The following is a 21,523-nucleotide window of genomic DNA, read 5'->3' as shown; positions in this document are numbered from 1 at the left end:
GGGGCTACTCCCCTTCGCCGACGACAACGTTAGCTCGGCGAACCGAATTCTGTAAAGGCAATGCTAACTTTCGGAGAACCGAACTCTCACTTTCAGGGCGGCCTCACGATGCGAGCAGCATGGCCAGAATCGCGGTGTCGGGATCGTTGCCCGGATCGACTCCCACCTTGCTGACCAGCGCCGTCACCGTGCCGTCCGGTTCGGCCTCGACCCACGCCGCGCGATGCTCGAGACCGAGATGCGGAATCCCCGGGAGCAGCACGCATCCCGAGGCTGCACCGGCGTTCTCCGGCAGCGACGGCGTCGTCTCCGAGGGTGGATGCAACATGATCAGCGCCGGCGGCTGATGTTCGGCGAATCGTCCCGGCCGCACGGCGCGCTCACCGAGCACCGGACCTTCTGCGACCACGAGACCCACGGTCCCGGGTTCGGGGTTCTCGGGCAACTCCTCCTTCACCCCGAACACCGTCGAGGTGGGCAGCAGTCCCGGCAACGACGCGATCCGCACCGTCATCGCCAGCACCTGGGCCCATTCGCGGGTGGTCGCGGGCCATCTGCCCGAGACGACGAAACCCCGCAGCGACCCGTCGGACTGGAATGCGGACAGCTCGATACGGCTGTGCTCCTCGGCGTTCATCCCACCCACCCTCCCTCTCGGTCGGTAAGGGGAGAATGCCCGTTTTCTCCGTTGGCACACAAGAGGTGCCGAGTGCCAGCACCTCCGCTACGCCTTCTGTCATCGGCCTCGGCAATCGCTGCGGCGGATGACGATTCCCGTAGCTGATCCGGCGCCGGACACGACGAAGGGCGCCGGTGTCCCGGCGCCCTCGTTGTCGGTCTCGCGACCTGTGCCCGATCCGAACTAGACGATCAGACCGGAGGTGGCGGTACGGGCACGCTCGAAGCGGGCCTGCACGTCGGCCCAGTTGACGATGTTCCAGAAGGCCTTGACGTAGTCGGCCTTGACGTTCTGGTACTGCAGGTAGAAGGCGTGCTCCCACATGTCGAGCATGAGCAGCGGGGTCAGGCCGATCGGGATGTTGCCCTGCTGGTCGTACAGCTGGACGATGAGCAGACGCTGCCCGATCGAATCCCACGCGAGGATCGACCAGCCGGAGCCCTGGATGGAGTTCGCGTTCGCGGAGAAGTGATCGCGGAACTTGTCGAACGAACCGAAGGCGTCGTCGATCGCGGCCGCGAGCTCACCCTCGGGCTTGTCGCCACCCTCGGGGGAGAGGTTGTTCCAGAAGACGGAGTGGTTGGTGTGACCACCCAGGTGGAAGGCGAGGTCCTTCTCGAGCTTGGTCGCCTGCGCCGCCATGGTGCCGTTGTCACGGGCCTCGGCCAGCTTCTCGAGGGCGGTGTTCGCACCGGCGACGTAGGTGGCGTGGTGCTTCGAGTGGTGCAGCTCCATGATCTTCGCCGAGATGTGCGGCTCGAGCGCTGCGTAGTCGTAGGGCAAGTCCGGAAGTGTGTATTCAGCCACGAAGGGTCCCTTCTTCACCGGGCCGTCCGGCCCGTGCAGTTATTCCGTACCTTTTCGGGTTTCCACCCAAACCCATAACTACACCGTCCGCAACATTCGCCGTAATGCGGACACGGCCGGACCCCGACTGTGGCGTAGAGCACCCGAAACGGGCGACACCTCCGGAAAACGACTCCCACCAGCGGAAACCGTCGCACGACGGGACCGTCGGCAACCACCGCGTGAACGGGACCTTAACATTGGCGCGTGTTTCGGCCCTTCCTGAACGAACCGACACGCGGGGCCGACGCACCGCGTGTGGACCTCCCGGGCGTCGACGTCGTCCGGTTCGTCGCAGTCGCGGCCGTGCTCTACTCCCACATCGCCTTCTATCTGATCGACGACCTCGGTACGGGCTGGTGGGGCATCGACCTCACGTACGAGGTGCTCGTCGAGGGCGCCGGACTCAATCAGCATCTGTCGTCCGTCGGCGTGACGGCCTTCATGATGCTCACGGGCATGCTCGTCACCCGGTCCGCGATCCGTCAGGACCGGCGGAAGTTCCTGATCGCCCGGGCCGCGCGCCTCCTGCCGGCCTTCTGGGTGTCGATCCTGGCCGCGGTCGTGCTCGTGTGGCTGGGCATCAACGGCACCTTCAGCGGCCACACCACCGTGTCCGTCTCCGAGGCGTTCCTGTCCTTCTTCCTCGGCGCGTTCTTCCTGAAACCGCAGGTGATCGTGCTCGGCGTGGTGTGGACGCTCGCCGCGCAGATCTCCTTCTATCTGTGGTGCGTGGCGGGGCGGTCGCTGTTGCGGACGGCGCCGGTCTCGGTGCCGATGCTCGGTGCCGTGCTGTGCATGCTCGTGCTCCTCTACAACCTGTACGTGCCCGAGCCGTACACGGTGCCGTTCCTGTCGAAGATCGCGTCGACCCTGCCCACCCTGTTCCTCGGGCAGATCGTGTACTTCGGCTGGGCGGGGCTGATCTCGCTTCGCGCACTGCTGGCGGCGCTGTTCGCGCAGATCGCGGCGATCGTGATGGCGACGGACATCAACGTCTACTGGTCGGGCAGCCGCTATCTGTGGACGGTGACGGTGGTCTTCGCGGCGGTCGTGCTGGTCGCGCGGTACGACGGCCGCTTCGCGCGCTCGGCCGTCGTCTCCTGGGTCGCGACCCGCAGCTACTGCATCTACCTGACCCACACGCTCGTGATGTACCGGATCTACGAGAACACCGTGGGCATCGTCGGCACGACGATGGCGATCGCGCTCCTCCTGATCGGCTGCGGTCTCGTCGCCGAAGTGCTGTACCGCGCCGTCGAGGTCCCGGCCGCGCAGTGGATCAAGAACCGCTGGCTGGCGCCGAAGCGGGTCGCCTCCGACGAACGGACCGCCGCTCCGGCACGCGCGTAGCATCGGGTCATGTCCTGGTTCGACGAGATCCTTGCCCGTGCAGGTTCGAAGTCGCAGATGGTGGGGCGCGAGGATGCACTCCCCGGTCGCGCCGAACCGCTGCCCGTCCCCGAGACCCATTACGTCAACGGCAATCGCATCGTTCCCCCGTTCCCCGAAGGTATGCAGACCGCAGTCGTCGGTATGGGTTGTTTCTGGGGCGCCGAGAAGGAGTTCTGGCAGCTCGACGGCGTCCATTCGACCGCGGCCGGATATGCCGGCGGCTACACGCCCAACCCCACCTACGAGGAGGTGTGCTCCGGCCGGACCGGGCACACCGAGGTGGTGCTCGTCGTCTTCGACCCCAAGGTGATCGGGTACGACCGCATCCTGCAGCAGTTCTGGGAGAACCACGATCCCACCCAGGGCATGCGTCAGGGCAACGATCACGGCACCCAGTACCGTTCGGCGATCTACACCTACGACGAGACGCAGATCGAGGTCGCCGAGGCCACCGCCGAAGCCTTCGGCAAACGCCTCGCCGACGCCGGTTACGGGGATATCACCACGGAGATCGCACCGCTGACGCAGTTCTACTACGCCGAGGACTATCACCAGCAGTACCTCGCGAAGAACCCCGGCGGGTACTGCCCCGTGCATGCCACCGGGGTGAGCTGCCCGGTGGGTCTCGGCGCCTGACAGCGCCCGACGGTGTCGCGCACCACATCTCCGCTCGCGTCGTGAGTGTGAGATGTGCTGGCGTTCCTTGAACTTCCCCGAGAGCAGACGCATCCTGGGAAAAGGGATCATTCCAGAGGGGGAAGGGACGGCGTGCCGGTATGACGACCAGAGCGGGGTACCTGCGGCGCACACGGCGAAGTCTGCGCAGGCGGGATCCGCTCGTGCGTCGCACCGACAGGCTCGAGGCACGATGCTTCACCCTGATGGTCGCCGTGATGGCGCTCCTGATCCCCGTCGCGGTGTGGGTGTCGGCCACCATGTGGAGTTCCCAGCTCGAACTCTCCGAGAAGCAGAACGCCGAACGCGTCGCCGTGACGGCAGTCCTCGATGCCGACGCCTCGAGCGATTCCTCCGGCTGGGGTGAGACCGTGAAGATTTCCTCCGCCCCCGCGACCTGGGGGTGGGGCGACGAGACGCGTCAGGCCCTCGTGCAGGTCGACAGCCTGGCGACCGCGGGTAGCGAGGTCCCCGTCTGGGTCGATGCGAGTTCCGGGGAATACACGCAGCCCCCGCTGACCACCTCCGCCGCGAAGTTCTCCGCGGTGCTGTCCGGGGTGTCGCTGTGGACGTTCTCGTTCGTCGCCGTGGCCGGGCTGTTCGCGCTCGCGCACTGGCGGCTCGAGGTGCGCCGCAGCCGCGAGTGGAGCCGGGACATCGAAGCGTTCCTCGGCTCCACCAGCAGCCACTGAGCAGCCGGAGTTACCGGCCCCGCTACAGGTCCGCGACCGCAGGCATGACCTCGCTCGCCACCAGTTCGAGGTGCTCGAGATCGGCGAGGTCGAGGACCTGCAGGTAGATGCGCTGCGTCCCGGCTTCGGCGAAGGTGCGGATCGTGTCGATCAACTCCTGTGGTGTGCCCGCGAGCCCGTTCTCCCGCAATTCGTCGACCTCACGGCCGATGCGTGCCGCACGACGGGCGATCTCGTCCTCGTCCCGGCCGCAGCACAGCACGAGTGCGTTCGAGTAGGTCAGTTCCTCGGGGTCGCGTCCGGCTTCCCGGCAGGCAGAGCGCACGCGCTCGAACAAGGTCTTCGTCTCGTCCAGCGATTTGAACGGCACGTTGAACTCGTCGGCGTAGCGTGCCGCGAGTGCCGGCGTGCGCTTCTTGCCCGCCCCGCCCATGACGATCGGCGGGTGGGGACGCTGATACGGCTTGGGCAGCGCGGGGGACTGCTCGATCCGCACGTGCTCGCCCTCGTACGAGAAGGTCTCGCCCACCGGCGTGTCCCACAGGCCGGTGATGACGGCGAGGGACTCCTCGAACCGGTCGAACCGCGTCTTCAGATCGGGGAAGGGGATGCCGTAGGCGAGATGTTCCTCCTCGAACCAGCCGGCTCCGAAGCCGAAGTCCACGCGTCCGCCGCTCATGGCGTCGACCTGCGCGACGGAGATCGCGAGCGGACCGGGATGCCGGAAGGTCGCCGAGGTGACGAGCGTGCCGAGGCGGATCGTCGACGTGTCGCGGGCGAGACCGGCCAGGGTGATCCACGCGTCCGTGGGCCCGGGCAGCCCCTCGACGTTCATGGCGAGGTAGTGGTCGGAGCGGAAGAACGCGCCGTAACCGAGTCGTTCCGCGGTCTGCGCGACGGCGAGGAGATCGTCGTAGGTGGCGCCCTGCTGGGGTTCGGTGAAGATACGCAATTCCATGAACCGATCATTTCAGCGTCGGACGCGACGCGGTGTACCGGTGCGTCGGCTGTCCGCTGTGAGATGTCTCGAGAGTGATTGCCCATGCATGGATAGACCTGTTGATGAACCTGTGGAAACTGTGGATAACTCCAGCGGATGGGGTTGGTGGGGAGCACGGGGGCGGGCCCGTAGGTCCCACCCGCAGAACCGGATCGGTACGACCACGCCCACACCGGCTCACGGCGCGTGCCACTATTGAGACGTGAGCTTTTCCGACGTGCCCACCGTGTCGGTCGACCTGGTACCCGAACCGGGCGATGAGGTCGTCCTCCTCGACGTCCGCGAGGACGACGAATGGGAACTCGGACACGCCCCCGGCGCGCTGCACGTTCCGCTCGCCGACGTGCCCGCCCGCATCGAGGAACTCGACCCCGACGCCGAGATCTACGTGATCTGCAGGCAGGGCGGCCGCTCCCTCGGAGCGGTCGAATACCTGGCCCGCCTCGGGTACGACACCTTCCAGGTGGCGGGCGGCATGGTGGCGTGGCAGAAGCACGGACTTCCGCTCGTCTCCGAGCGCGACGAACCGGCGAAGATCTATTGATGTCGGCCTATCAGATCTGTGTGCGCTGTGAGAATCGCTGGCCCGTGACCTATCAGCCGCGGCAGTGGTGCCCGGCCTGCCGCGGTGTGCTGCTCTCGCCCGTCGCCCCCGACGGATCCGTTCCTCCCTCGCGCCGCAACTTCCGCTGGGTCGCGCGCCCCGCGGGTGGTCTTCCGACCACCGGACAGACGTCGCAGCCGCAGCCCCGCCCGGAGTCCGGGACACCGTCCTACCGCGAGATGCCGCGCTGGGGACTGCTCGATCCGCTCCCGGCCGACGACCACGACGAACCCGGCAGCGCCGACATCGCCGCCGACCTCGCACCGACGCTGCTCGTCGGTACCGCCGTCGTCTTCGGTCTCGCGGCGGTCGCAGAAGCCGTCCGGTACGGGTTGTTGTTGTTCAACCGCACCCGGCTCGTCGACCCACTCGTGCTCGCGGTGTCGGATGCCGCGGTGTGGGCGACCCAGGTCGTCGGTCCGGTCGTGGCACTGGCCGCGGCGGTCGCGTCCGGACTCCGCCTCATCGACCTGCGCCGGCGTGTCTACGCCGAGCGAGGTCTCGCCGACTCGCGTTCGCCGCTGTCCATCCTGGCGGGGCTCGTCGTTCCGGGCCTCAACCTGGCGATGCCCGGTGTCTTCCTGACCGAGATCGCCGACCGCGACCCCCGGTTGCTCCGCGCGATCCGCACCTGGTGGGTGCTGTGGGTGGTCGACGCTGTGCTCGTCGTGGCGCTCCTCGCGTGGCGTCAGCGCGACACGCTGCAGGCCCGCGCCGACGGTGTTCTGTTCACCGCAGTTCTCGCGGTGCTCGGGGCGGTCGTCGCGCTCGCGACCCTGCACGTGCTGCGCCTGTTCGACGACGCCGACCTGTGGGGACGGCCGTTGCGCCGTCGCCGGTTCACCCAGGCGACCGGCCCGGCCGCATCGCCGATCGCACCGATCGTCCCCGCCGCCGTCGCCCGCGAGCGGGAGCAGGTCGAGGCCGACGCTCGGGAAGAGCACGCCGGACCCGCGGAACGAGTCGAGGACGAGGAGCGCGCCGAGGCGGTGGCGCCGTGACCCGCAGTGCGCACCCACGGGTCGTCGCGCATCGCGGTGCGTCGGCCGCGCTCCCGGAACACACGATCGGGGCGTACGAACTCGCGTTGAAGGAAGGCGCCGACGGCGTCGAATGCGACGTGCGGCTCACCCGCGACGGCCACCTTGTGTGTGTGCACGACCGCACGATCGACCGGACGTCGAACGGCACCGGTGTCGTCAGCGAGATGACACTCGACGAACTGGCACAGTTCGATTACGGACGGCCCGGCGAACCTGCCGGCCTGCTCACCCTGCGGCAACTGCTCGAACTCGTCATGGACTTCACGAGCGTCCCGGTGAAGGTCTTCGTCGAGACCAAGCATCCCGTCCGCTACGGCGGCCTCGTCGAAAACACACTGCTCGCCGAGCTCGCACGATTCGGTCTCGCGACTCCGGCCTCCGCCGACTTCTCCCGGGTGGTGGTGATGTCGTTCGCGGCCGGTGCCGTCTGGCGCATCCGCCGCGCCGCGCCGCTGCTGCCCACCGTGCTGCTGGGAGAGACGTCGCGCTACCTGCGGGGGAGCGCCGCCACCACCGTCGGCGCGACCGCCGTGGGACCTTCCATCGCGACATTGCGTGAGCACCGCGACCTCGTCGACCGGGCGGCCCTGTCCGGCCGGGCAACCTACTGCTGGACCGTCGACGACCCCGCCGACGTCGAGTTGTGCCGTGAACTGGGCGTGGGATGGGTCGCCACGAACCACCCGGGCCGCACCAAGCTGCAACTCGACGCCGCGTTCGACCGATGAGCACCCCCACCTCGTCCCGCGACCTCGGCATCGCGATCCGGGTCGCCGTGTAGGTTGACGCCGTGGCCAAGAAGAGCAAGAGAAACAGCGGACCCAAGCCCGGCAGCAATCGCGCCGCGAAGCTCGAGCAGCGCCGGCTCGAGCGGGAAGCGGCGGCCGCCGCGACGTCCCGGCCTTTCGAAGGACTCGCCTTCGAATGCGATCTCGTGGCGCTGCGCGAGTTCGTGCCGTCGGCCCTCGCGGAGCTGCCCGCCGCCGAGGACGGCCGCCGCGTCGTGGGTGCGACCATCCTTCCCGGCGGGGTTGCGGCACTGGTCCGCGAGGAGAACGGTGCGCCGGTCGCGTACGTCGGCCTGCAGCTCGCCGCCGGCTTCGGCCCCGATCCGGCGGGCGAACTGGCCGCGGCCCTGCACTGGGCGCACACGGCCGAGCCGGGATCGTCGCTGCAGGTCGCGAACGTCGACGACGACACCCCGCCGCTGGCGGACCTGATCGACCCGGCGGTCGTGCCGGCGATCACCGTCCACAACGACTTCGACTGGTGGATCCCGGCGGGGGTCGAACCGAGCGCCGAGATCGCCCACACCGTCAAGCACGCGAACGAGGCCGTGCTGCCGTCGGCGCGGCTCGAAGGCGACGGCCTCCGCGGCGCGTGGTGGGTCGATCCGGGCGAGAAGGCGCACCTGCGGTGGGTGCGACCCGAGGACGAGGACGCGCTGATGGCCGCGTTGTCGCGCGTGCATGCGGCGGGTGGCCTGCACCTCGGTGAGGGATCGCGGTTCGCCGGTTCGTTCCGCACCCACGGCCTGCTGGTGCCGGTGTTCGATCTCGACCGCGACAAGCACCCGGACGAGTGGGTCGCCCCGACCATCGAGTTCGGCCGGCGTCTCGACGAGGCCCTGGCCGTGGACGACCCGCTCACCGCCGCCGAGCGACGGTCGCGCGACGGTCTGCGCAGCCGTCAGGTCACCCTGCGCTGACCATCCCTGCGCCGATCTTCCGGCGAGAGCACGAAGGCCACCTCCCGCGGGAGGTGGCCTTCGTCGTTCCGGGTGGGCTGTCCCCGGATGGAGAAACGGTCAGATGGCGCCGCCGGCGGCGAGCGGGGCGTTGTCGCGCGGTTCGTTCGGCTTCGAGTTCAGCTCGCGGGCCACGAAGTCCTCGAGGTTGAAGAGGTTCTCGCCGGCACGATCGGCCACGGTCAGCAGGGTCGTCATCGTCGCGACCTCCTCGACCTGTTCCTGCAGGAACCACTGCATGAACTGCTCGCCGAGATAGTCGCCCTCGTCGCGCGCGGTGCGGGCGAGCTCGACGATCTGATCGGTGACCTTCTTCTCCTGGGTGAGGGCCAATGCGATCGGCTCGCGGGCATCCTCGAACATCGACTGCACCGCGTCTACTCCCGTGAGGTCGACGGCCATGTCGCGGTCCAGGAAGTACTGGACGATCATCATGGCGTGGTTGCGTTCCTCGACGGCCTGCGCGTAGAAGTGCTTCGCCAGCTGCGGGAGATCGGCGTTGTCGTAGAAGACCGCGACGGCGATGTACTGATGCGACGCCGTGAACTCGTGGCGGATCTGGTCGTGCAGCAGCGTGTGGAACTTGGTCTTGGTCATCTCGCCCATCGTTGTCATGATCACGACGTTAATGCAGGTCAACGACCTTTTCATCCAAGCATTGGCTACCCTTGCGCTTCGCAGTGTCGGCTACCCTACGGGAAATTCGGACAGCCTTACCCAAGATCGAGATCTCTTCCCGGGGCCGTGTCAAGGGGCCGGGGCGAGAAGGTCCGGCGGGATCGGATCGCCCTCCGAGATCGCTCCGAAGAAGGGTACGGCACGCTCGCGGTCCCACAGCAGGACGTTGCCGATGCCGTAGACGTCGTCGAATCCGCCCACCGGAACGGTGGTGGTGACCGTCTCGCCGCGCATCGCCCACGCAAGTCGTGCGAGGTTCCACAAGTGGTCGCCGTCGTCGACCCGCATCGACCCGGCCGCACCGGACATCAGCGACCACGCCCGGAAGGGGTTCAGGAAGGTGCCGGGGCTCGTCGCCTTGCTCAGCAGCGCCGAGAGGAACAGACGCTGGTTGTTCATCCGGTCCAGATCGGCGAGCGGGGTCGCGCGCGTGCGGACGAAGCCGAGTGCCTGCGGTCCGGTCAGCTCCTGGCATCCTGCTTCGAGCCTGAGCCCGGCGAGCGGATCGTCGATCGGGTACGGCACGCAGAGGTCGACCCCGCCGACCGCATCGACGATCGACGCGAACCCACCGAAACCGATCTCGGCGTAGTGGTCGATGTGCACACCGGTCGCGCCCTCCACCGTCTGCACGAGTAGTTGCGGCCCGCCCAGCGCGAAGGACGCGTTGAGTTTGTCCTGACCGAAGCCCGGCACGCTCACGTAGGAGTCGCGGGGCAGGGAAACCATCGTCGTCGCGCCCCCACCGGGCGGGATGTGGACGAGCAGGACGGTGTCGGTGCGGTCGGCCCCGACCTCCCCGCCGGTCGCGAGTTCCTGTTCCTGCTCGGGGGTGAGGCCCACCCGGCTGTCGGAACCGACGAGCAGCCAGTTCGTGCCGGGAGTGTCGCCGACGCGACCGTCGTAGTCGGCCAGCGCGTCGACGCGCGCGAGCTTGCCGTCGAGGTAGATCATGCTCGCGCCCATGGCGACGACGAGCACGACCGCGACGATCGCCAGTCGCCGCAGGATGCGCCGGGCACCGAGCGGACGTCTCGGTGCAGGTCGCGACGGCGGGGCCGCGGGACGTCGAGGGGGAGCGGGCGGGGGTGTGTTCCCACGTGACGGTCGCCGGCGCGGGGCAGATTCGGCGAACCGTTCGGGTCGTTGCGTCGGAGCCCACTCGCGGCGTTGCTGCTGTGGCGGCGGTTGCTGCCGGTCCTGCCGGGGAGTCCGAGCGGGCCGGTAGTTCGGTGCCGGCGCCTGCGACCACGCCTGCGGTGACTGTGGCCGGCCGTCGCGCCGGAGAACCTGGGTGCCTTCGGGAGACGGGGGCACGGCGTCGGGGCGGCGCGGCGGCACACCACCGGAACGATGGGGCGGCACGCCACCGGAACGATGGGGCGGCACGCCACCGGAACGATGGGGCGGCACGCCACCGCGAGGTACGGACCGGCCGGGAGGAGGGCCCTGCGGAGGTCGCGGCCGGTTCCGGGGGTCGCGAGGGTCGCCGTTCACCCGGACAACTCTACGGTCAGGGCAGCCAGGAGACGTGGCCCCTCAGTGCTTGGTAGCCGACGAAGGCGACGGTGTCGATGAGAGCGTGGGCGATCACGAGCGGCCACAACCGCCCGGTTCGCTGCCAGTACCGCCCGAACACCAGGCCCATGACCACGTTGCCGAACCCGCCGCCGATGCCCTGGTAGAGGTGATAACTGCCGCGGAGCAGCGCGGAGGCGAGCAGCGACGAGTTCTCCGACCAGCCGAGCTGCCGCAGACGGGTGAGGAGATAGGCGACGACCAGGATCTCCTCCGCACCGGAATTGGCGATCGCCCACAGCACCTCGGTGGGCAGCCGCCACCAGTAGTCCTCGAGCAGGCTCGGCGCGACCGTCAGGTTCAGGCCGGCCGCGCGCGCCACCAGGTACAACACGAGGCCGGGGAGCCCGATCAGCGCGGCCAGACCCACGCCGGGCAGCAGATCGCGCCGCAGGCCGGGCCGGGCGAGACCTGCGAGTCTCGGACCGACGCCGCTGCGCCACAACAGGTACAGACCGAGAGCGCCCCAGGCGAGCAACCGCACGATGCCGAGAAGCTGCCGGGCGAGATCGATGAATCCCTGCGACGAGCGTGGCGTGTTCAGGGCCACCGTCTGATCCGACAGTGGTTCCGGTGCCAGCGCCGCCTCGGCCAGCGACAGGATCGACGAGATTCCGCTCAGGCCGAAGGTGACGAGCAGGACGATGGTGATCTCGATCCACAGCGCGCGGCGCTCGGCAGGGTCGAGGGGCGGCTCGGGGTTGCGGGCGGCGGGCCGCAGCCAGTCGCGGAGGGTCGTCACCGGAGCGATTGTGCCGGACGGTGCGCGGTGGGCGAGTGGGTCGTGCGCGCCATCCTGCTGATGATCGGTACGACCTCTCCGAATCAGCCGCCGACCGGCCGGGTCTTCGGGTCTGCATCGTGGCGGAATACTCAGGCCCGCGGCGGCAGTCCGTTGCGGAAGGGGCAGCCGACCAGCAGGCGCAGTGCGCGGCTCAGGGCCGCGGGGTCGTCGACCGGCTCGTGGAAAGGGATGCGCACGTCGTGGTCGTCGCCTTCGGACTCGACACGCAGGCGCAGGCCGTAACGATCGAGGCCGAGTGGGCGGATCCGTCCGCCGCGATGCGCGGGCGGAATCCGTCGCGCGATCTGCCGCACGATGTCGGCGTGGTCCTGTTCGAGATGTTGGAGCCAGCCGGTCTCGAGCGCTGCGAAGGGGTCGGGAGCAGCGTCGAGGACGTCGGTGACGTCGACGGCTTCGGCGCCGGTGGTGTCGGCGGCGACGATGGAGTCGAGGCTCAGGCACAGCAGTTCGGAGCGGTGTCCGACGTCGAGGAGTTCGGGATGCGGGAGGATCTCGGCGATCTCGGCGGCGAGCCGGCGGGGATGTTCGACCGGACGCAGGGTGCCGCTGAGCCAGATGAGCGACCGCACCGGGTTGCGCAGTGCGATCGGCGAGTGGTCGGTGAGTTCGAGCATCGCGGGGATTCCGGCGTTCCCGGCCTGCCAGGCGAGTGCGACGGGGAGGCTGTCCTCGGCGACGGCGACGGCAACCTGCCCGCCGTCGAGGAGATGGTGGACGAAGGTGGGTAGCGGGTCGCATCCGTCGATCGCGAGCTGGGTCGTGTCGGCCCGGATGAGGGCGGTGCGTACGCGTTCGGCCGTGGTGGGCGCGGGAACGACGGATGTGGTGGTCTGCATGCCGACCCTCCTTCTTCATGTAGGTGAGGCAAACCTAAGTCATTGTGACCGCGGTCGCAAGTGCTCCGTCGGTAGCCTGGACCGGTGCCGATCCCTCTTCCCCTCGGAATGCCGCCGTCCCGCGACGAATCGCGGGGATTGCTCGACGCGTTGCTCACCCGCCGGCACGACACCCTCACCGGCGCTCTCGCCGCGACCGGCCGCATGCTCGCCCCGCCGATCGTCCCGGCCGCCGCCGTCACCGGATCGCCGACCCGCGAGCTCGTCGTCGAACTCGATGCCTCGACCGAACTTCCCTCGCCCGCCGGGTGGCGCCCGATCCGCTATCAGGTCGAGTGTTCGGCCGAGGATCTCGAGGACGTTCTCGCGATCACCGCGCCCGCACCCCTGGTGGTGTACCCGCACGTGTCCGACGCCGCGCTCGCCGACGCTGCCCGCGCGCTCACCGAGGCCGGCCACATCCCGGGCCTGACCGCAGGTCGCGGGGCCGAGGCCGTCGCCGATTTCCTCGCCGTCCTCGCCCACACCGACACGGGCTACGCCGCCCGCGCGACCGGCACCGACGACGTGGTCGCCCTGCTCGCCGCCACCGTCGCGGCGCTGAGCGGTTTCGATGTCCGGGCCGCCCTCGCGACTCCCGACGTGGCCCGGCTCCGGCGGCTCGTCCCCGAGGCGGCCGCCGCGGTGCGGGAGATCCTCCTGGTCGTGGAGGTCGACGAGACCGACGGCGTCGTCCGGGATCTCGAAGCGCTCGATCTCGGCGTGGGCTGATCCGGGTTCACGCGGACTCCACCTCCCGGTCACGGACGGTGCGTAACCTCGTACTCGTGCCACGTATCGCTTATTTCGGACCGTCGGGAACGTTCACCGAGATGGCCCTCGACCGTTTCGAGAGCCTCGGTGCACTCGACGTGCTCGGCGACGAGTCCGCGGACGTCGAACGCGTCGCCGCGGCCAGCCCACCGGCCGCTCTGCAACTCCTGCGCGACCGGCAGGTCGACGGTGCCGTCGTTCCCATCGAGAGCTCGGTGGAGGGCTCGGTGCCGCCCACCATGGACGCCCTGGCGCTCGGGCCGCGCCTGCAGATCGTTGCCGAGGCCGAACTCGACATCGCGTTCACGGTGGTCACCCGCGACGGGATCACGCGCGATCGGGTCCGCACGATCGGCGCCTATCCGGTGGCCGCGGCGCAGGTGCGTCGCTGGATCGAGGACCATCTGCCCGCCGCCGAGGTCGTGACCGCCGCCTCGAATGCGGGAGCGGCCGAGGACGTCGCGTCCGGCAAGGTCGACGCGGCCGTGTCCACCGCACTCGCCGGGCAGCGGCTCGGCCTGTCGGTTCTCGCCGACAAGGTCGCCGACTTCGAGGGCGCCCGCACCCGCTTCGTGCTCGTCACCCGGCCGCGGCCGGTGCCGAAACGCACCGGTGTCGACCGCACCTCGGTCGTGCTGCAGCTGCCCAACGAGCCGGGTTCGCTGGTGCGCGCGATCACCGAGTTCGCCACGCGCGGAATCGATCTGTCCCGTATCGAATCCCGGCCGACCCGCAGGGAATACGGCACCTACTTCTTCCACTTGGACTGTGTGGGCCACATCGACGACGCCCTGGTCGCCGAGGCGTTGCAGGGACTGCACCGCTTCGCGCAGGTGCGGTTCCTCGGATCGTGGCCCGCGGTATCCGAACACGGTGTCCCGCCCGTGTCGGACGACGAGGATGCGCGGTGGCTCGACCGGCTGCGGCGCGGAGAGGACTGACGGTGAGCGGCAGATTGATCCTGGCCCGGCACGGCCAGACGGTGGCGAACGTCGCCCGGAGGCTCGATACCAAGCTTCCCGGAGCGGAGCTCACCGAGCTCGGCGTCGAACAGGCCCGCACGCTCGGGAAGAACCTCGTCGAGCGGACGCCGTCGCTGCTCGTCGCGTCGCAGGCACTGCGGGCCCGGCAGACGGCCGACCACGCGGGAGCGGCGGTGTCGCTGGAGACGAGCGTCCGCGAGGGCGTGCACGAGGTGCAGGTCGGCGAGCTCGAGGACCGCAGCGACGAGGAGTCGCACAAGCTGTTCATGAAGGTCTACGAGGAGTGGCACAACGGCGACCTGCGGGCACGGGTCCCGGGTGGCGAATCGGCGCTCGACGTGCTCGACCGGTATCTGCCCGTCCTCGACTCGCTGCGCAGCGATTATCTCGACGCCGGCTCGGGCGACGTCGTGGTCGTCAGCCACGGTGCCGCCATCCGGCTCGTGGCGGCCTATCTGGGGAAGGTGCCGGCGGGTTTCGCCATCACGAATCACCTGGCCAACACCGAGACCGTCGAGCTGGCGCCTGTGTCCGGCGGGTGGGAATGCGTGCGCTGGGGATCCTTCCTCGCGCCCTTCCGCGACACCGCGCGCGGCGGTGTCGACGATCCGATGGGGTGATACCGCCCACTCTCCGATCGTTCGGGCGCAAAACATACGGGTATCCTCGGGGCGTCCGTGTGAAGTAGCGATCGGTAGGTAGGGGCAGTTCATGGGTGCTTCGAGCGACGGGGCCGACACCCTCACCAACGGTGAGGCGATCCCGGACTGGCGCATCCTCGAACCGATGCAGCTCAGCCCCATCCTCACCGCCGCCCTCGACGCGTTCTACGAGACCGGCTTCCACGGCACGTCGGTGCGGGAGATCGCGCGTCGCGTCGGCGTCACCGTTCCGGCTCTCTACTACCATCACGAGAACAAGGAAGGGCTGCTCATCGCCCTTCTGGAGCTGTCCACGAGCGATGTGCTCTCCCGGGCGCACGCCGCGGCCGAGGACGCCGAGGGCGACCCGGTGCGCAGGCTGTCCAACGTCATCGAGGCGATCGTGCTGCGCATGACGATGCGGGCTCGGCTCGCCGCGCTCGAGGGCGAGGCCCGCTATCTGAGTCCCGAGAACCGCCAGCGCTACCGCGCGGTGCGCAAGGGTGTCGAGCAGTTGGTGCGCCAGATCGTCGAGGAGGGCGTCGCCGCGGATGTGTTCGACGTGGACGATCCCGCCGAGACGACGCGCGCCCTGCTCGGCATGTGCCAGTCGATCCCGCGCTGGTACCACGCGGAGGGCACGCTCGGTCCCGAGGCCGTCGCACAGAAGTACGTGGGTATCGCGCTCAAGACCGTCGGCGCCTGAGACGATCGGGATTCAGCGGCGGTCGAACCAGGTGACCTGTGTGCCGTTGGAGAACTCCTCGCGGGCGGTGACGTCGAATCGCGTGGGGACGAAGTTGCCCGACAGCGCCGGGATGCCGTCGCCCGCGATCACCGGATAGCTCTTGAAGATCAGCCGGTCGATCTCGTCGACCAGTTGCCCTGCGATGTTGCCGCCACCGCAGAGCCAGATGTCGAGCCCCTCTTCTGCCTTCAGCTTTCGGACCAGCTCGACCGGGTCGGTGTCGACGATCCGAACCTGCGGATCGTCGACCGGCGCGAGAGTTCGGGACACGACGTACTGCTGCATGTGGCTGTACGGGCTCGTGAGTCCCAGCGAGAGGCCGGGTTCGTAGGCGCCGCGCCCCATGATCACCGTGTCCCATTCATTGTTCGGCGCGTCGACCGGCATGCCGACCTGTTCGCGGAGGGCGGTGGGAACGGCTTCCGGATATCTCGCGCTCATCGCCGCCGCCATGTCGTCGCAGATCGGGTAGAAGTCGTACTCCCCGTTCGGGCCTGCGATGTACCCGTCGAGGGTCACTGCCACGTAGTAGACGAGCTTTCGCATCTTCGACCACCATTCGTAGTACTATGACTGAAGTGGTTCGAAGGTAGTACTACAGATGGAGTGGTGTCAAGTGGTCAGGACGAATCCGGAACGACGAAAGGTCTTGCTGGATGCCTCGATCGAGGTGCTCGCACGCGACGGTGCTCGCGGTCTGACCTTTCGGGCCGTCGACAAGGAGGCGGGGGTACCGGTCGGGACCGCCTCGAACTACTTCGCCAACCGTGACGAGCTGCTCGTCCAGGTGGGGCATCGCTACTACGAGCGGCTCCTGCCCGCCGACGAGGTCATGGCGCAGTCGCAGTCGCCGCAGACCCGCGAATCCATGATCGAGCTGATGACGGAGGTGGTCGACCGGCTCATCCGGTTCCGCGCCGGCTATCTCGCGCTCCTCGAACTACGCCTCGAAGCGACCCGGCGTCCCGAACTGCAGACCCTGCTCACCGAGCGGGTGCGCGCCGACCTGGATTTCAACATCGCCAACTACCGGCACTCCGGCCTGCCCGGCGGTGAGGACGCCGTCGTGCTGCTCTATCTCGCGTTGAACTGGCTCGTGCTCGACCGGCTCACTCTTCCCGGGATCGTCGACGAGGACCGTGTCGCCGAGTTGGTGCGGGCGGCCGTCGAACGCGTGATCCCCGACGCCTGAAACGATTCCGGTGGATCCGACCCCGATCGGCGAGGCCGGATCCACCGAAATCGTCGACGGCTCAGCGACGGAAGTTCGCGACGCGCTTCTCCTGGAAGGCCGTCACCCCTTCGGCGAAGTCCGCACTGCCGAGCAGGACGAGCTGACCTTCGCGCTCCCGCCCGAACGCGTTGTCGAGTTCGGTGAGCGTCGCGTCGTTGATCGCGTTCTTCGTCGATGCGAAGGCGGCCGACGGGCCGTCGGCGAGTCGCTGCACGAGAGCCTCCACGGCACCGTCGAATTCGTCGTCCGCGTAGACGTCCGCGATGAGCCCGGAAGCCAGGGCCTCCCGGGCCGGGAGTCGCTCGGCCAGCAGGGCCATCCTCAATGCCCGCGCGCGACCGATCGACGCGGCGACGAGCGCGGACGCACCGCCGTCGGGCATCAACCCGATCTTCGTGAACGCGAGCAGGAAGTAGCCCGACTCCTTCGACACGGTGAGATCGCATGCGAGAGCGAGGGATACACCGACGCCGGCTGCTGCCCCGTTGACGGCACCGACGACGGGACGCGGGAACGCGCGGATCGCGGCGGTGACCCGGTTGGCGGCGTCGATCGTCTCGGCGCTGGGGGGAGCGTTCAGATCGCGGCCGGCGATGTCGGCGCCCGAGCAGAACGCGCGATCCGCACCGGTGAGCACCGCGACACGGACGGACGGGTCGCCGGCGTACTTCTCGAAGACCTCGGCGATTGCGTCGAGTGTCTCGGTCTTCACCGCGTTCATCCGCGCGGGCCGGTTCAGGGTGATGCGCAGGACGCCGTCGTCGACGGTGGTGTCGACACCGGGCAGGTCGTCGGTCATGGCTGTGCTCCTAGGGTCGGGACGTCAGGTCGAGCGCGACCTTGCCGGTCGCGGAACGGTTCTCGAGCGAGCGCAGCGCAGCGGGTGCCTCGGCGAGTGGGTGGAGCGTGGGTTCGGGGACGACGAGCGTCCCGTCGCGCAGCAACGGTTCGAGCGCGGCCCACTGCCGCGCCGGATGGTCGGGGGCGGTGCGGAGGTACTCACCCCACCCGGCGCCGACGACCGAAATATTCGCGAGCAGAAGGCGATTGACCTTCACAGTGGGGATGCTGCCGCCGGTGAAACCGAGAACGACGGCACGCCCACCCGGCGCGAGGCTGCGCAGGCTGTCGGTGAACCGGTCGCCGCCGACGGGATCGAGCACGATGTCCGCTCCGCGCCCACCGGTCAGTTCGAGGACGCGGTCCTTGAAATCCTCGGCGAGGACGGTGTGGGTCGCGCGGTTGGCCTTCGCCACCGCGGCCTTCTCCTCGGTGCTCACCACCGCGATCGTCTCGAGCCCGAGTGCCGCCGCGACCTGCAGCGACGCCACCCCGAGGCCACCGGCCGCACCGTGGACGAGGACGGTCTCGCCGGCCCGGTACCGGGCGCGCTCGTCGAGCGCGAAGTGCGCCGTGAAGTAGTTCATGAGCATCCCGGCAGCGGCGGTGAGCGAGACGCTGTCGGGCAGGGGGAACACCAGTTCGCGCGGCAGTGCGACGGTCTGCTGCCACGATCCGGTGAGGGACAGTACGGCGACGCGCTGCCCGGCGACGAGGCCGCTGCCTTCCGGGGCGCTGCGGACGATGCCCGCAGCTTCGGCACCGAGCACGCACGGCAGCGGCCGGACCATCTGGTAGCTGCCGGTCGTCTGCAGCAGATCGGGGAAGGACACACCGGCGGCGTGCAGGTCGACGAGGACGAGCGAATCGCCCGCCTCGGGTTCGGGGATGTCGGTCACGCGGACGGCGTCGGGGCCGGCGTGTTCGATCAATTGCGCTGCGCGCACGGGCGTCTCCTCGACTCGAGTCGTGATCCATCACTATCAGAAGTGCTTAGCGTGCGCTAGCTCTCAGAGATCATTGACCGAGCGTTAAGTCCGTGGTAGAGCTTTTAGCGATCGATAAGTACGCCGCTGGGAACGTCTCCGGCCCGCACGTTGCACTTTCGAAAGGAGCGTCATGACCACCGCTGTCATCGTCGACGTCGTCCGTACCGCCGTCGGCAAGGGCAAGCCGGGCGGCGCCCTGTCCGGCACCCATCCCGTCGAACTCCTCGCCCACGTCCTGCGTTCGCTCGTCGAACGCAACGGCATCGATCCCGCGCAGGTCGACGACGTGATCGGCGGCTGCGTCGCCCAGGCCGGCGAACAATCCCTCAACATCTCGCGCACCGCGCTCCTCGCCGCCGGCTTCCCCGAGTCGGTGCCCGCGACCACCATCGACCGCCAGTGCGGGTCGAGCCAGCAGGCTGCGCACTTCGCCGCACAGGGCGTCATCGCCGGGGCCTACGACATGGTCATCGCGTGCGGTGTCGAGTCCATGAGCCGCATCCCGATGGGCACTGCCACGCTCGGTCAGGACACCCACGGCCCGAGCGTGCGCGCCCGTTATCCCGAGGGACTGGTCAACCAGGGCATCTCGGCCGAACTCATCGCCGCGAAGTGGAAGTTCGACCGCGACGCCCTCGACGCCTACTCCGCGCAGTCGCACCAGCGTGCCGCCGCGGCCTACGAAGCCGGCCGCTTCGACAAGGAGATCGTCCCGATCACCGTCGAGAACGCCGCGGGCGAACAGGTGCAGCACACCGTCGACGAGACGCTGCGTGCCTCCACCACCGCCGAGGGCCTCGCCGGTCTGAAACCGTCGTTCCACACCGAGGAGTACGCGGCCCGGTTCCCCGAGGCGCAGTGGGTCATCACCCCCGGCAACTCCTCGCCGCTCACCGACGGTGCGTCGGCCGCGCTCATCATGAGCGAGGAGCTGGCGAACAGGCTGGGCCTGACCCCGCGCGCCCGCTTCCATTCGTTCTCCGTCGCCGGCGACGACCCGGTCTTCATGCTCACCGCGCCGATCCCCGCGACGCAGAAGGTCCTCGCCCGCGCCGGCCTGGGCATCGACGACATCGACGCCTACGAGGTCAACGAGGCCTTCGCGCCCGTGCCGCTCGCCTGGGCACACGAGCTGGGCGCCGACCCGGCCAAGCTCAACCCGTGGGGCGGCGCCATCGCGCTGGGCCACGCGCTCGGCTCGTCGGGCACCCGCCTGCTGTCCACCCTCGTCAACCACCTCGAGGCCACCGGCGGTCGCTACGGCCTGCAGACCATGTGTGAGGGCGCGGGCATGGCCAACGCCACCATCATCGAACGCCTCTGACCCACAACCACTCTCGAAAGGGTAATCAATGATCATCAACGACAGCGTCGCCGTCGTCACCGGCGGTGCCTCCGGCCTCGGTCTCGCCACCGTCAAGGCACTGCTGAACGACGGGGCCCAGGTCGTCATCATCGACCTGCCGTCCTCGAACGGTGAGACCATCGCCAAGGAGCTCGGCGACCGAGTCCGCTTCGTCGCCGCCGACGTCACCGACGAGGCCGCCGTCACCGAGGCACTCGACGTCGCCGAATCGCTCGGCCCGCTGCGGGTCGCGGTGAACTGCGCCGGTATCGGCAACGCCGTCAAGACCGTGAGCAAGAAGGGTGCCTTCCCGCTCGACGCGTTCAAGAAGGTCGTCGACGTCAACCTGTTCGGCACGTTCAACGTCATCCGTCTCGCTGCCGAGCGCATCGCGAAGACCGAGCCGATCGACGGCGAGCGCGGCGTCATCATCAACACCGCTTCCGTCGCGGCCTTCGACGGCCAGATCGGCCAGGCCGCCTACTCGGCGTCCAAGGGTGGCGTCGTCGGCATGACCCTGCCGATCGCCCGCGACCTCGCGTCGCTGCTCATCCGCGTCGTCACCATCGCGCCGGGCCTGTTCAAGACCCCGCTGCTCGGTTCGCTGCCGGAAGAGGCCCAGGCCTCCCTCGGGCAGCAGGTGCCGCACCCCGCGCGTCTGGGCGACCCGTCCGAGTACGGTTCCCTGGCCGCGCACATCGTGTCGAACCCGATGCTCAACGGTGAGGTCATCCGTCTCGACGGCGCAATCCGCATGGCGCCGCGCTGATCCTGCACCACCCGTGAGAGGAGGGGGTCGATGACCCGGGCATTCGAGGCCGAGGAATCCGGCACGCCCCGCGCGGACGTACGGTCCGCGGATTGGCGCGAGTTCCAGCCTCTGGAGCTCGACCCCATCCTCGAACACGCGCTGGAAGCGTTCAGCGAGAACGGTTTCCATGGCACCACCGTGCGCGACCTGGCCCGTCGGGTCGGCGTGACGGTGCCTGCGTTGTACTACCACTACGAGAACAAGGAAGCCGTTCTCGTCACGCTGCTCGACGCCGCCGTCCTCGACCTCATCGACCGTGTGTCGGCGGCGGTCGCGGACGGCGGCGACGACCCGGTCGCCCGTTTCGTCAACGCCGTCGAGGCGATCGTGCTGAACATGACCCACCGCGCACAGCGTTCGGGGCTGGATTCCGAAGTGCGCCATATCTCCTCGGAGAACCGCCGAACCTACGCCGCGACCCGCAAGCGTCTCGAGTTGATGATGCTCGACCTGGTGCGCGAGGGTGTGGAACAACGGGTGTTCGATGTCGACGACGTCGACGAGGCCGTGCGAGCACTCCTCGGGATGTTCCAGTCCATCG

Annotated in this window: 25 protein-coding genes; 15 read left to right on the top strand and 10 right to left on the bottom strand. The window is 68.8% G+C overall.

Annotated features, from left to right (window positions below; translation table 11 throughout):
• Positions 1–103 precede the first annotated feature (103 nt).
• Together R1101_RS0103665 and R1101_RS0103660 are read right to left on the bottom strand one after the other, a co-directional pair.
• The gene (locus R1101_RS0103665; protein ID WP_016932139.1) at positions 104–637 is read right to left on the bottom strand and encodes a hypothetical protein; all 534 of its coding nucleotides are present in this window, start codon (positions 635–637) and stop codon (positions 104–106) included.
• Between the two features lie 225 nt (positions 638–862).
• Complete coding sequence (locus R1101_RS0103660) at positions 863–1,486, bottom strand: superoxide dismutase (RefSeq protein ID WP_026002841.1); 624 nt, start codon at positions 1,484–1,486, stop codon at positions 863–865.
• A 297-nt stretch (positions 1,487–1,783) separates the two neighbouring features.
• On the opposite strand from R1101_RS0103660, the gene R1101_RS0103655 reads away from it, so the two are divergent.
• The 3 genes from R1101_RS0103655 to R1101_RS0103645 all read left to right on the top strand — a co-directional run bounded on the left by R1101_RS0103655 (position 1,784) and on the right by R1101_RS0103645 (position 4,287).
• Positions 1,784–2,878: an acyltransferase family protein gene (locus R1101_RS0103655; protein ID WP_016932137.1), complete on the top strand. Its 1,095-nt coding sequence runs from the start codon at positions 1,784–1,786 to the stop codon at positions 2,876–2,878.
• A 9-nt stretch (positions 2,879–2,887) separates the two neighbouring features.
• The gene (msrA, locus tag R1101_RS0103650) at positions 2,888–3,556 is read left to right on the top strand and encodes a peptide-methionine (S)-S-oxide reductase MsrA (RefSeq protein ID WP_016932136.1); all 669 of its coding nucleotides are present in this window, start codon (positions 2,888–2,890) and stop codon (positions 3,554–3,556) included.
• 140 nt (positions 3,557–3,696) lie between these two features.
• On the top strand, positions 3,697–4,287 hold the full coding sequence (locus R1101_RS0103645; RefSeq protein WP_232284664.1) for an Rv1733c family protein: 591 nt from the start codon (positions 3,697–3,699) through the stop codon (positions 4,285–4,287).
• A 22-nt stretch (positions 4,288–4,309) separates the two neighbouring features.
• On the opposite strand, the gene R1101_RS0103640 is transcribed toward R1101_RS0103645, so the two are convergent.
• A complete protein-coding gene (locus tag R1101_RS0103640; RefSeq protein ID WP_016932134.1) occupies positions 4,310–5,245 on the bottom strand; it encodes an LLM class F420-dependent oxidoreductase in 936 nt (311 codons plus the stop codon).
• A 259-nt stretch (positions 5,246–5,504) separates the two neighbouring features.
• Here R1101_RS0103640 and R1101_RS0103635 point away from each other — a divergent pair, with 259 nt between their 5' ends.
• The 4 genes from R1101_RS0103635 to R1101_RS0103620 all read left to right on the top strand — a co-directional run bounded on the left by R1101_RS0103635 (position 5,505) and on the right by R1101_RS0103620 (position 8,642).
• Positions 5,505–5,831: a rhodanese-like domain-containing protein gene (locus R1101_RS0103635; protein ID WP_016932133.1), complete on the top strand. Its 327-nt coding sequence runs from the start codon at positions 5,505–5,507 to the stop codon at positions 5,829–5,831.
• Entirely contained in the window at positions 5,831–6,892 is a 1,062-nt protein-coding gene (locus R1101_RS0103630) for a DUF4328 domain-containing protein (RefSeq protein WP_016932132.1), read from the top strand. The genes R1101_RS0103635 and R1101_RS0103630 overlap by 1 nt, the downstream gene beginning before the upstream one ends.
• Positions 6,889–7,662, top strand: a complete 774-nt coding sequence (locus R1101_RS0103625; RefSeq protein WP_016932131.1) for a glycerophosphodiester phosphodiesterase — start codon at positions 6,889–6,891, stop codon at positions 7,660–7,662. Before R1101_RS0103630 ends, R1101_RS0103625 begins: the two co-directional genes overlap by 4 nt.
• A gap of 62 nt (positions 7,663–7,724) precedes the next feature.
• Positions 7,725–8,642 carry a DUF5926 family protein gene (locus tag R1101_RS0103620; RefSeq protein WP_016932130.1) on the top strand — a complete coding sequence of 306 codons (918 nt, stop codon included), beginning with the start codon at positions 7,725–7,727 and terminating at the stop codon, positions 8,640–8,642.
• Positions 8,643–8,741: 99 nt separating this feature from the next.
• Here R1101_RS0103620 and R1101_RS0103615 read toward each other — a convergent pair whose 3' ends face one another.
• The 4 genes from R1101_RS0103615 to R1101_RS0103600 all read right to left on the bottom strand — a co-directional run bounded on the left by R1101_RS0103615 (position 8,742) and on the right by R1101_RS0103600 (position 12,578).
• The gene (locus R1101_RS0103615; protein WP_016932129.1) at positions 8,742–9,287 is read right to left on the bottom strand and encodes a ferritin; all 546 of its coding nucleotides are present in this window, start codon (positions 9,285–9,287) and stop codon (positions 8,742–8,744) included.
• A gap of 141 nt (positions 9,288–9,428) precedes the next feature.
• Complete coding sequence (locus R1101_RS0103610) at positions 9,429–10,676, bottom strand: LCP family protein (RefSeq protein WP_232284666.1); 1,248 nt, start codon at positions 10,674–10,676, stop codon at positions 9,429–9,431.
• Positions 10,677–10,872: 196 nt separating this feature from the next.
• Positions 10,873–11,679: a CPBP family intramembrane glutamic endopeptidase gene (locus R1101_RS0103605; RefSeq protein WP_016932127.1), complete on the bottom strand. Its 807-nt coding sequence runs from the start codon at positions 11,677–11,679 to the stop codon at positions 10,873–10,875.
• Between the two features lie 131 nt (positions 11,680–11,810).
• Complete coding sequence (locus tag R1101_RS0103600; protein WP_016932126.1) at positions 11,811–12,578, bottom strand: DUF2470 domain-containing protein; 768 nt, start codon at positions 12,576–12,578, stop codon at positions 11,811–11,813.
• 108 nt (positions 12,579–12,686) lie between these two features.
• Here R1101_RS0103600 and R1101_RS0103595 point away from each other — a divergent pair, with 108 nt between their 5' ends.
• The 4 genes from R1101_RS0103595 to R1101_RS0103580 all read left to right on the top strand — a co-directional run bounded on the left by R1101_RS0103595 (position 12,687) and on the right by R1101_RS0103580 (position 15,721).
• Positions 12,687–13,349: a hypothetical protein gene (locus R1101_RS0103595; protein ID WP_016932125.1), complete on the top strand. Its 663-nt coding sequence runs from the start codon at positions 12,687–12,689 to the stop codon at positions 13,347–13,349.
• 56 nt (positions 13,350–13,405) lie between these two features.
• Entirely contained in the window at positions 13,406–14,332 is a 927-nt protein-coding gene (gene pheA / locus R1101_RS0103590) for a prephenate dehydratase (RefSeq protein ID WP_016932124.1), read from the top strand.
• Between the two features lie 2 nt (positions 14,333–14,334).
• Positions 14,335–14,994, top strand: coding sequence for a histidine phosphatase family protein (locus R1101_RS0103585; RefSeq protein ID WP_016932123.1), 660 nt, complete (start codon positions 14,335–14,337; stop codon positions 14,992–14,994).
• Between the two features lie 91 nt (positions 14,995–15,085).
• On the top strand, positions 15,086–15,721 hold the full coding sequence (locus R1101_RS0103580) for a TetR/AcrR family transcriptional regulator (RefSeq protein WP_016932122.1): 636 nt from the start codon (positions 15,086–15,088) through the stop codon (positions 15,719–15,721).
• 12 nt (positions 15,722–15,733) lie between these two features.
• Here the strand turns inward: R1101_RS0103580 and R1101_RS0103575 are convergent, their stop codons facing one another.
• On the bottom strand, positions 15,734–16,309 hold the full coding sequence (locus R1101_RS0103575) for a dihydrofolate reductase family protein (RefSeq protein ID WP_016932121.1): 576 nt from the start codon (positions 16,307–16,309) through the stop codon (positions 15,734–15,736).
• Between the two features lie 70 nt (positions 16,310–16,379).
• Between R1101_RS0103575 and R1101_RS0103570 the strand changes: the two genes are divergently transcribed.
• Positions 16,380–16,955, top strand: coding sequence for a TetR/AcrR family transcriptional regulator (locus R1101_RS0103570; protein WP_016932120.1), 576 nt, complete (start codon positions 16,380–16,382; stop codon positions 16,953–16,955).
• Between the two features lie 61 nt (positions 16,956–17,016).
• On the opposite strand, the gene R1101_RS0103565 is transcribed toward R1101_RS0103570, so the two are convergent.
• Positions 17,017–17,796 (bottom strand): enoyl-CoA hydratase, encoded by a 780-nt coding sequence (locus R1101_RS0103565; protein WP_016932119.1) that lies wholly within the window; start codon positions 17,794–17,796, stop codon positions 17,017–17,019.
• A 10-nt stretch (positions 17,797–17,806) separates the two neighbouring features.
• Positions 17,807–18,784 (bottom strand): NADPH:quinone oxidoreductase family protein, encoded by a 978-nt coding sequence (locus R1101_RS0103560; RefSeq protein ID WP_016932118.1) that lies wholly within the window; start codon positions 18,782–18,784, stop codon positions 17,807–17,809.
• 172 nt (positions 18,785–18,956) lie between these two features.
• On the opposite strand from R1101_RS0103560, the gene R1101_RS0103555 reads away from it, so the two are divergent.
• From R1101_RS0103555 to R1101_RS25775, 3 genes are all read left to right on the top strand, one after another.
• Complete coding sequence (locus R1101_RS0103555) at positions 18,957–20,150, top strand: thiolase family protein (RefSeq protein ID WP_016932117.1); 1,194 nt, start codon at positions 18,957–18,959, stop codon at positions 20,148–20,150.
• Positions 20,151–20,178: 28 nt separating this feature from the next.
• Entirely contained in the window at positions 20,179–20,940 is a 762-nt protein-coding gene (locus R1101_RS0103550; protein ID WP_016932116.1) for a 3-hydroxyacyl-CoA dehydrogenase, read from the top strand.
• 30 nt (positions 20,941–20,970) lie between these two features.
• The coding region (locus R1101_RS25775; RefSeq protein ID WP_016932115.1) for a TetR/AcrR family transcriptional regulator at positions 20,971–21,523 on the top strand (553 nt) is incomplete at its 3' end.

The sequence above is a fragment of the Rhodococcus sp. R1101 genome, assembly GCF_000278445.1.
GTDB classification, from domain to species: domain Bacteria; phylum Actinomycetota; class Actinomycetes; order Mycobacteriales; family Mycobacteriaceae; genus Rhodococcus; species Rhodococcus gordoniae.
The sequence above is the reverse complement of the archived record's forward strand: the minus strand, read 5'-3'. Positions and strand labels throughout refer to the sequence as shown.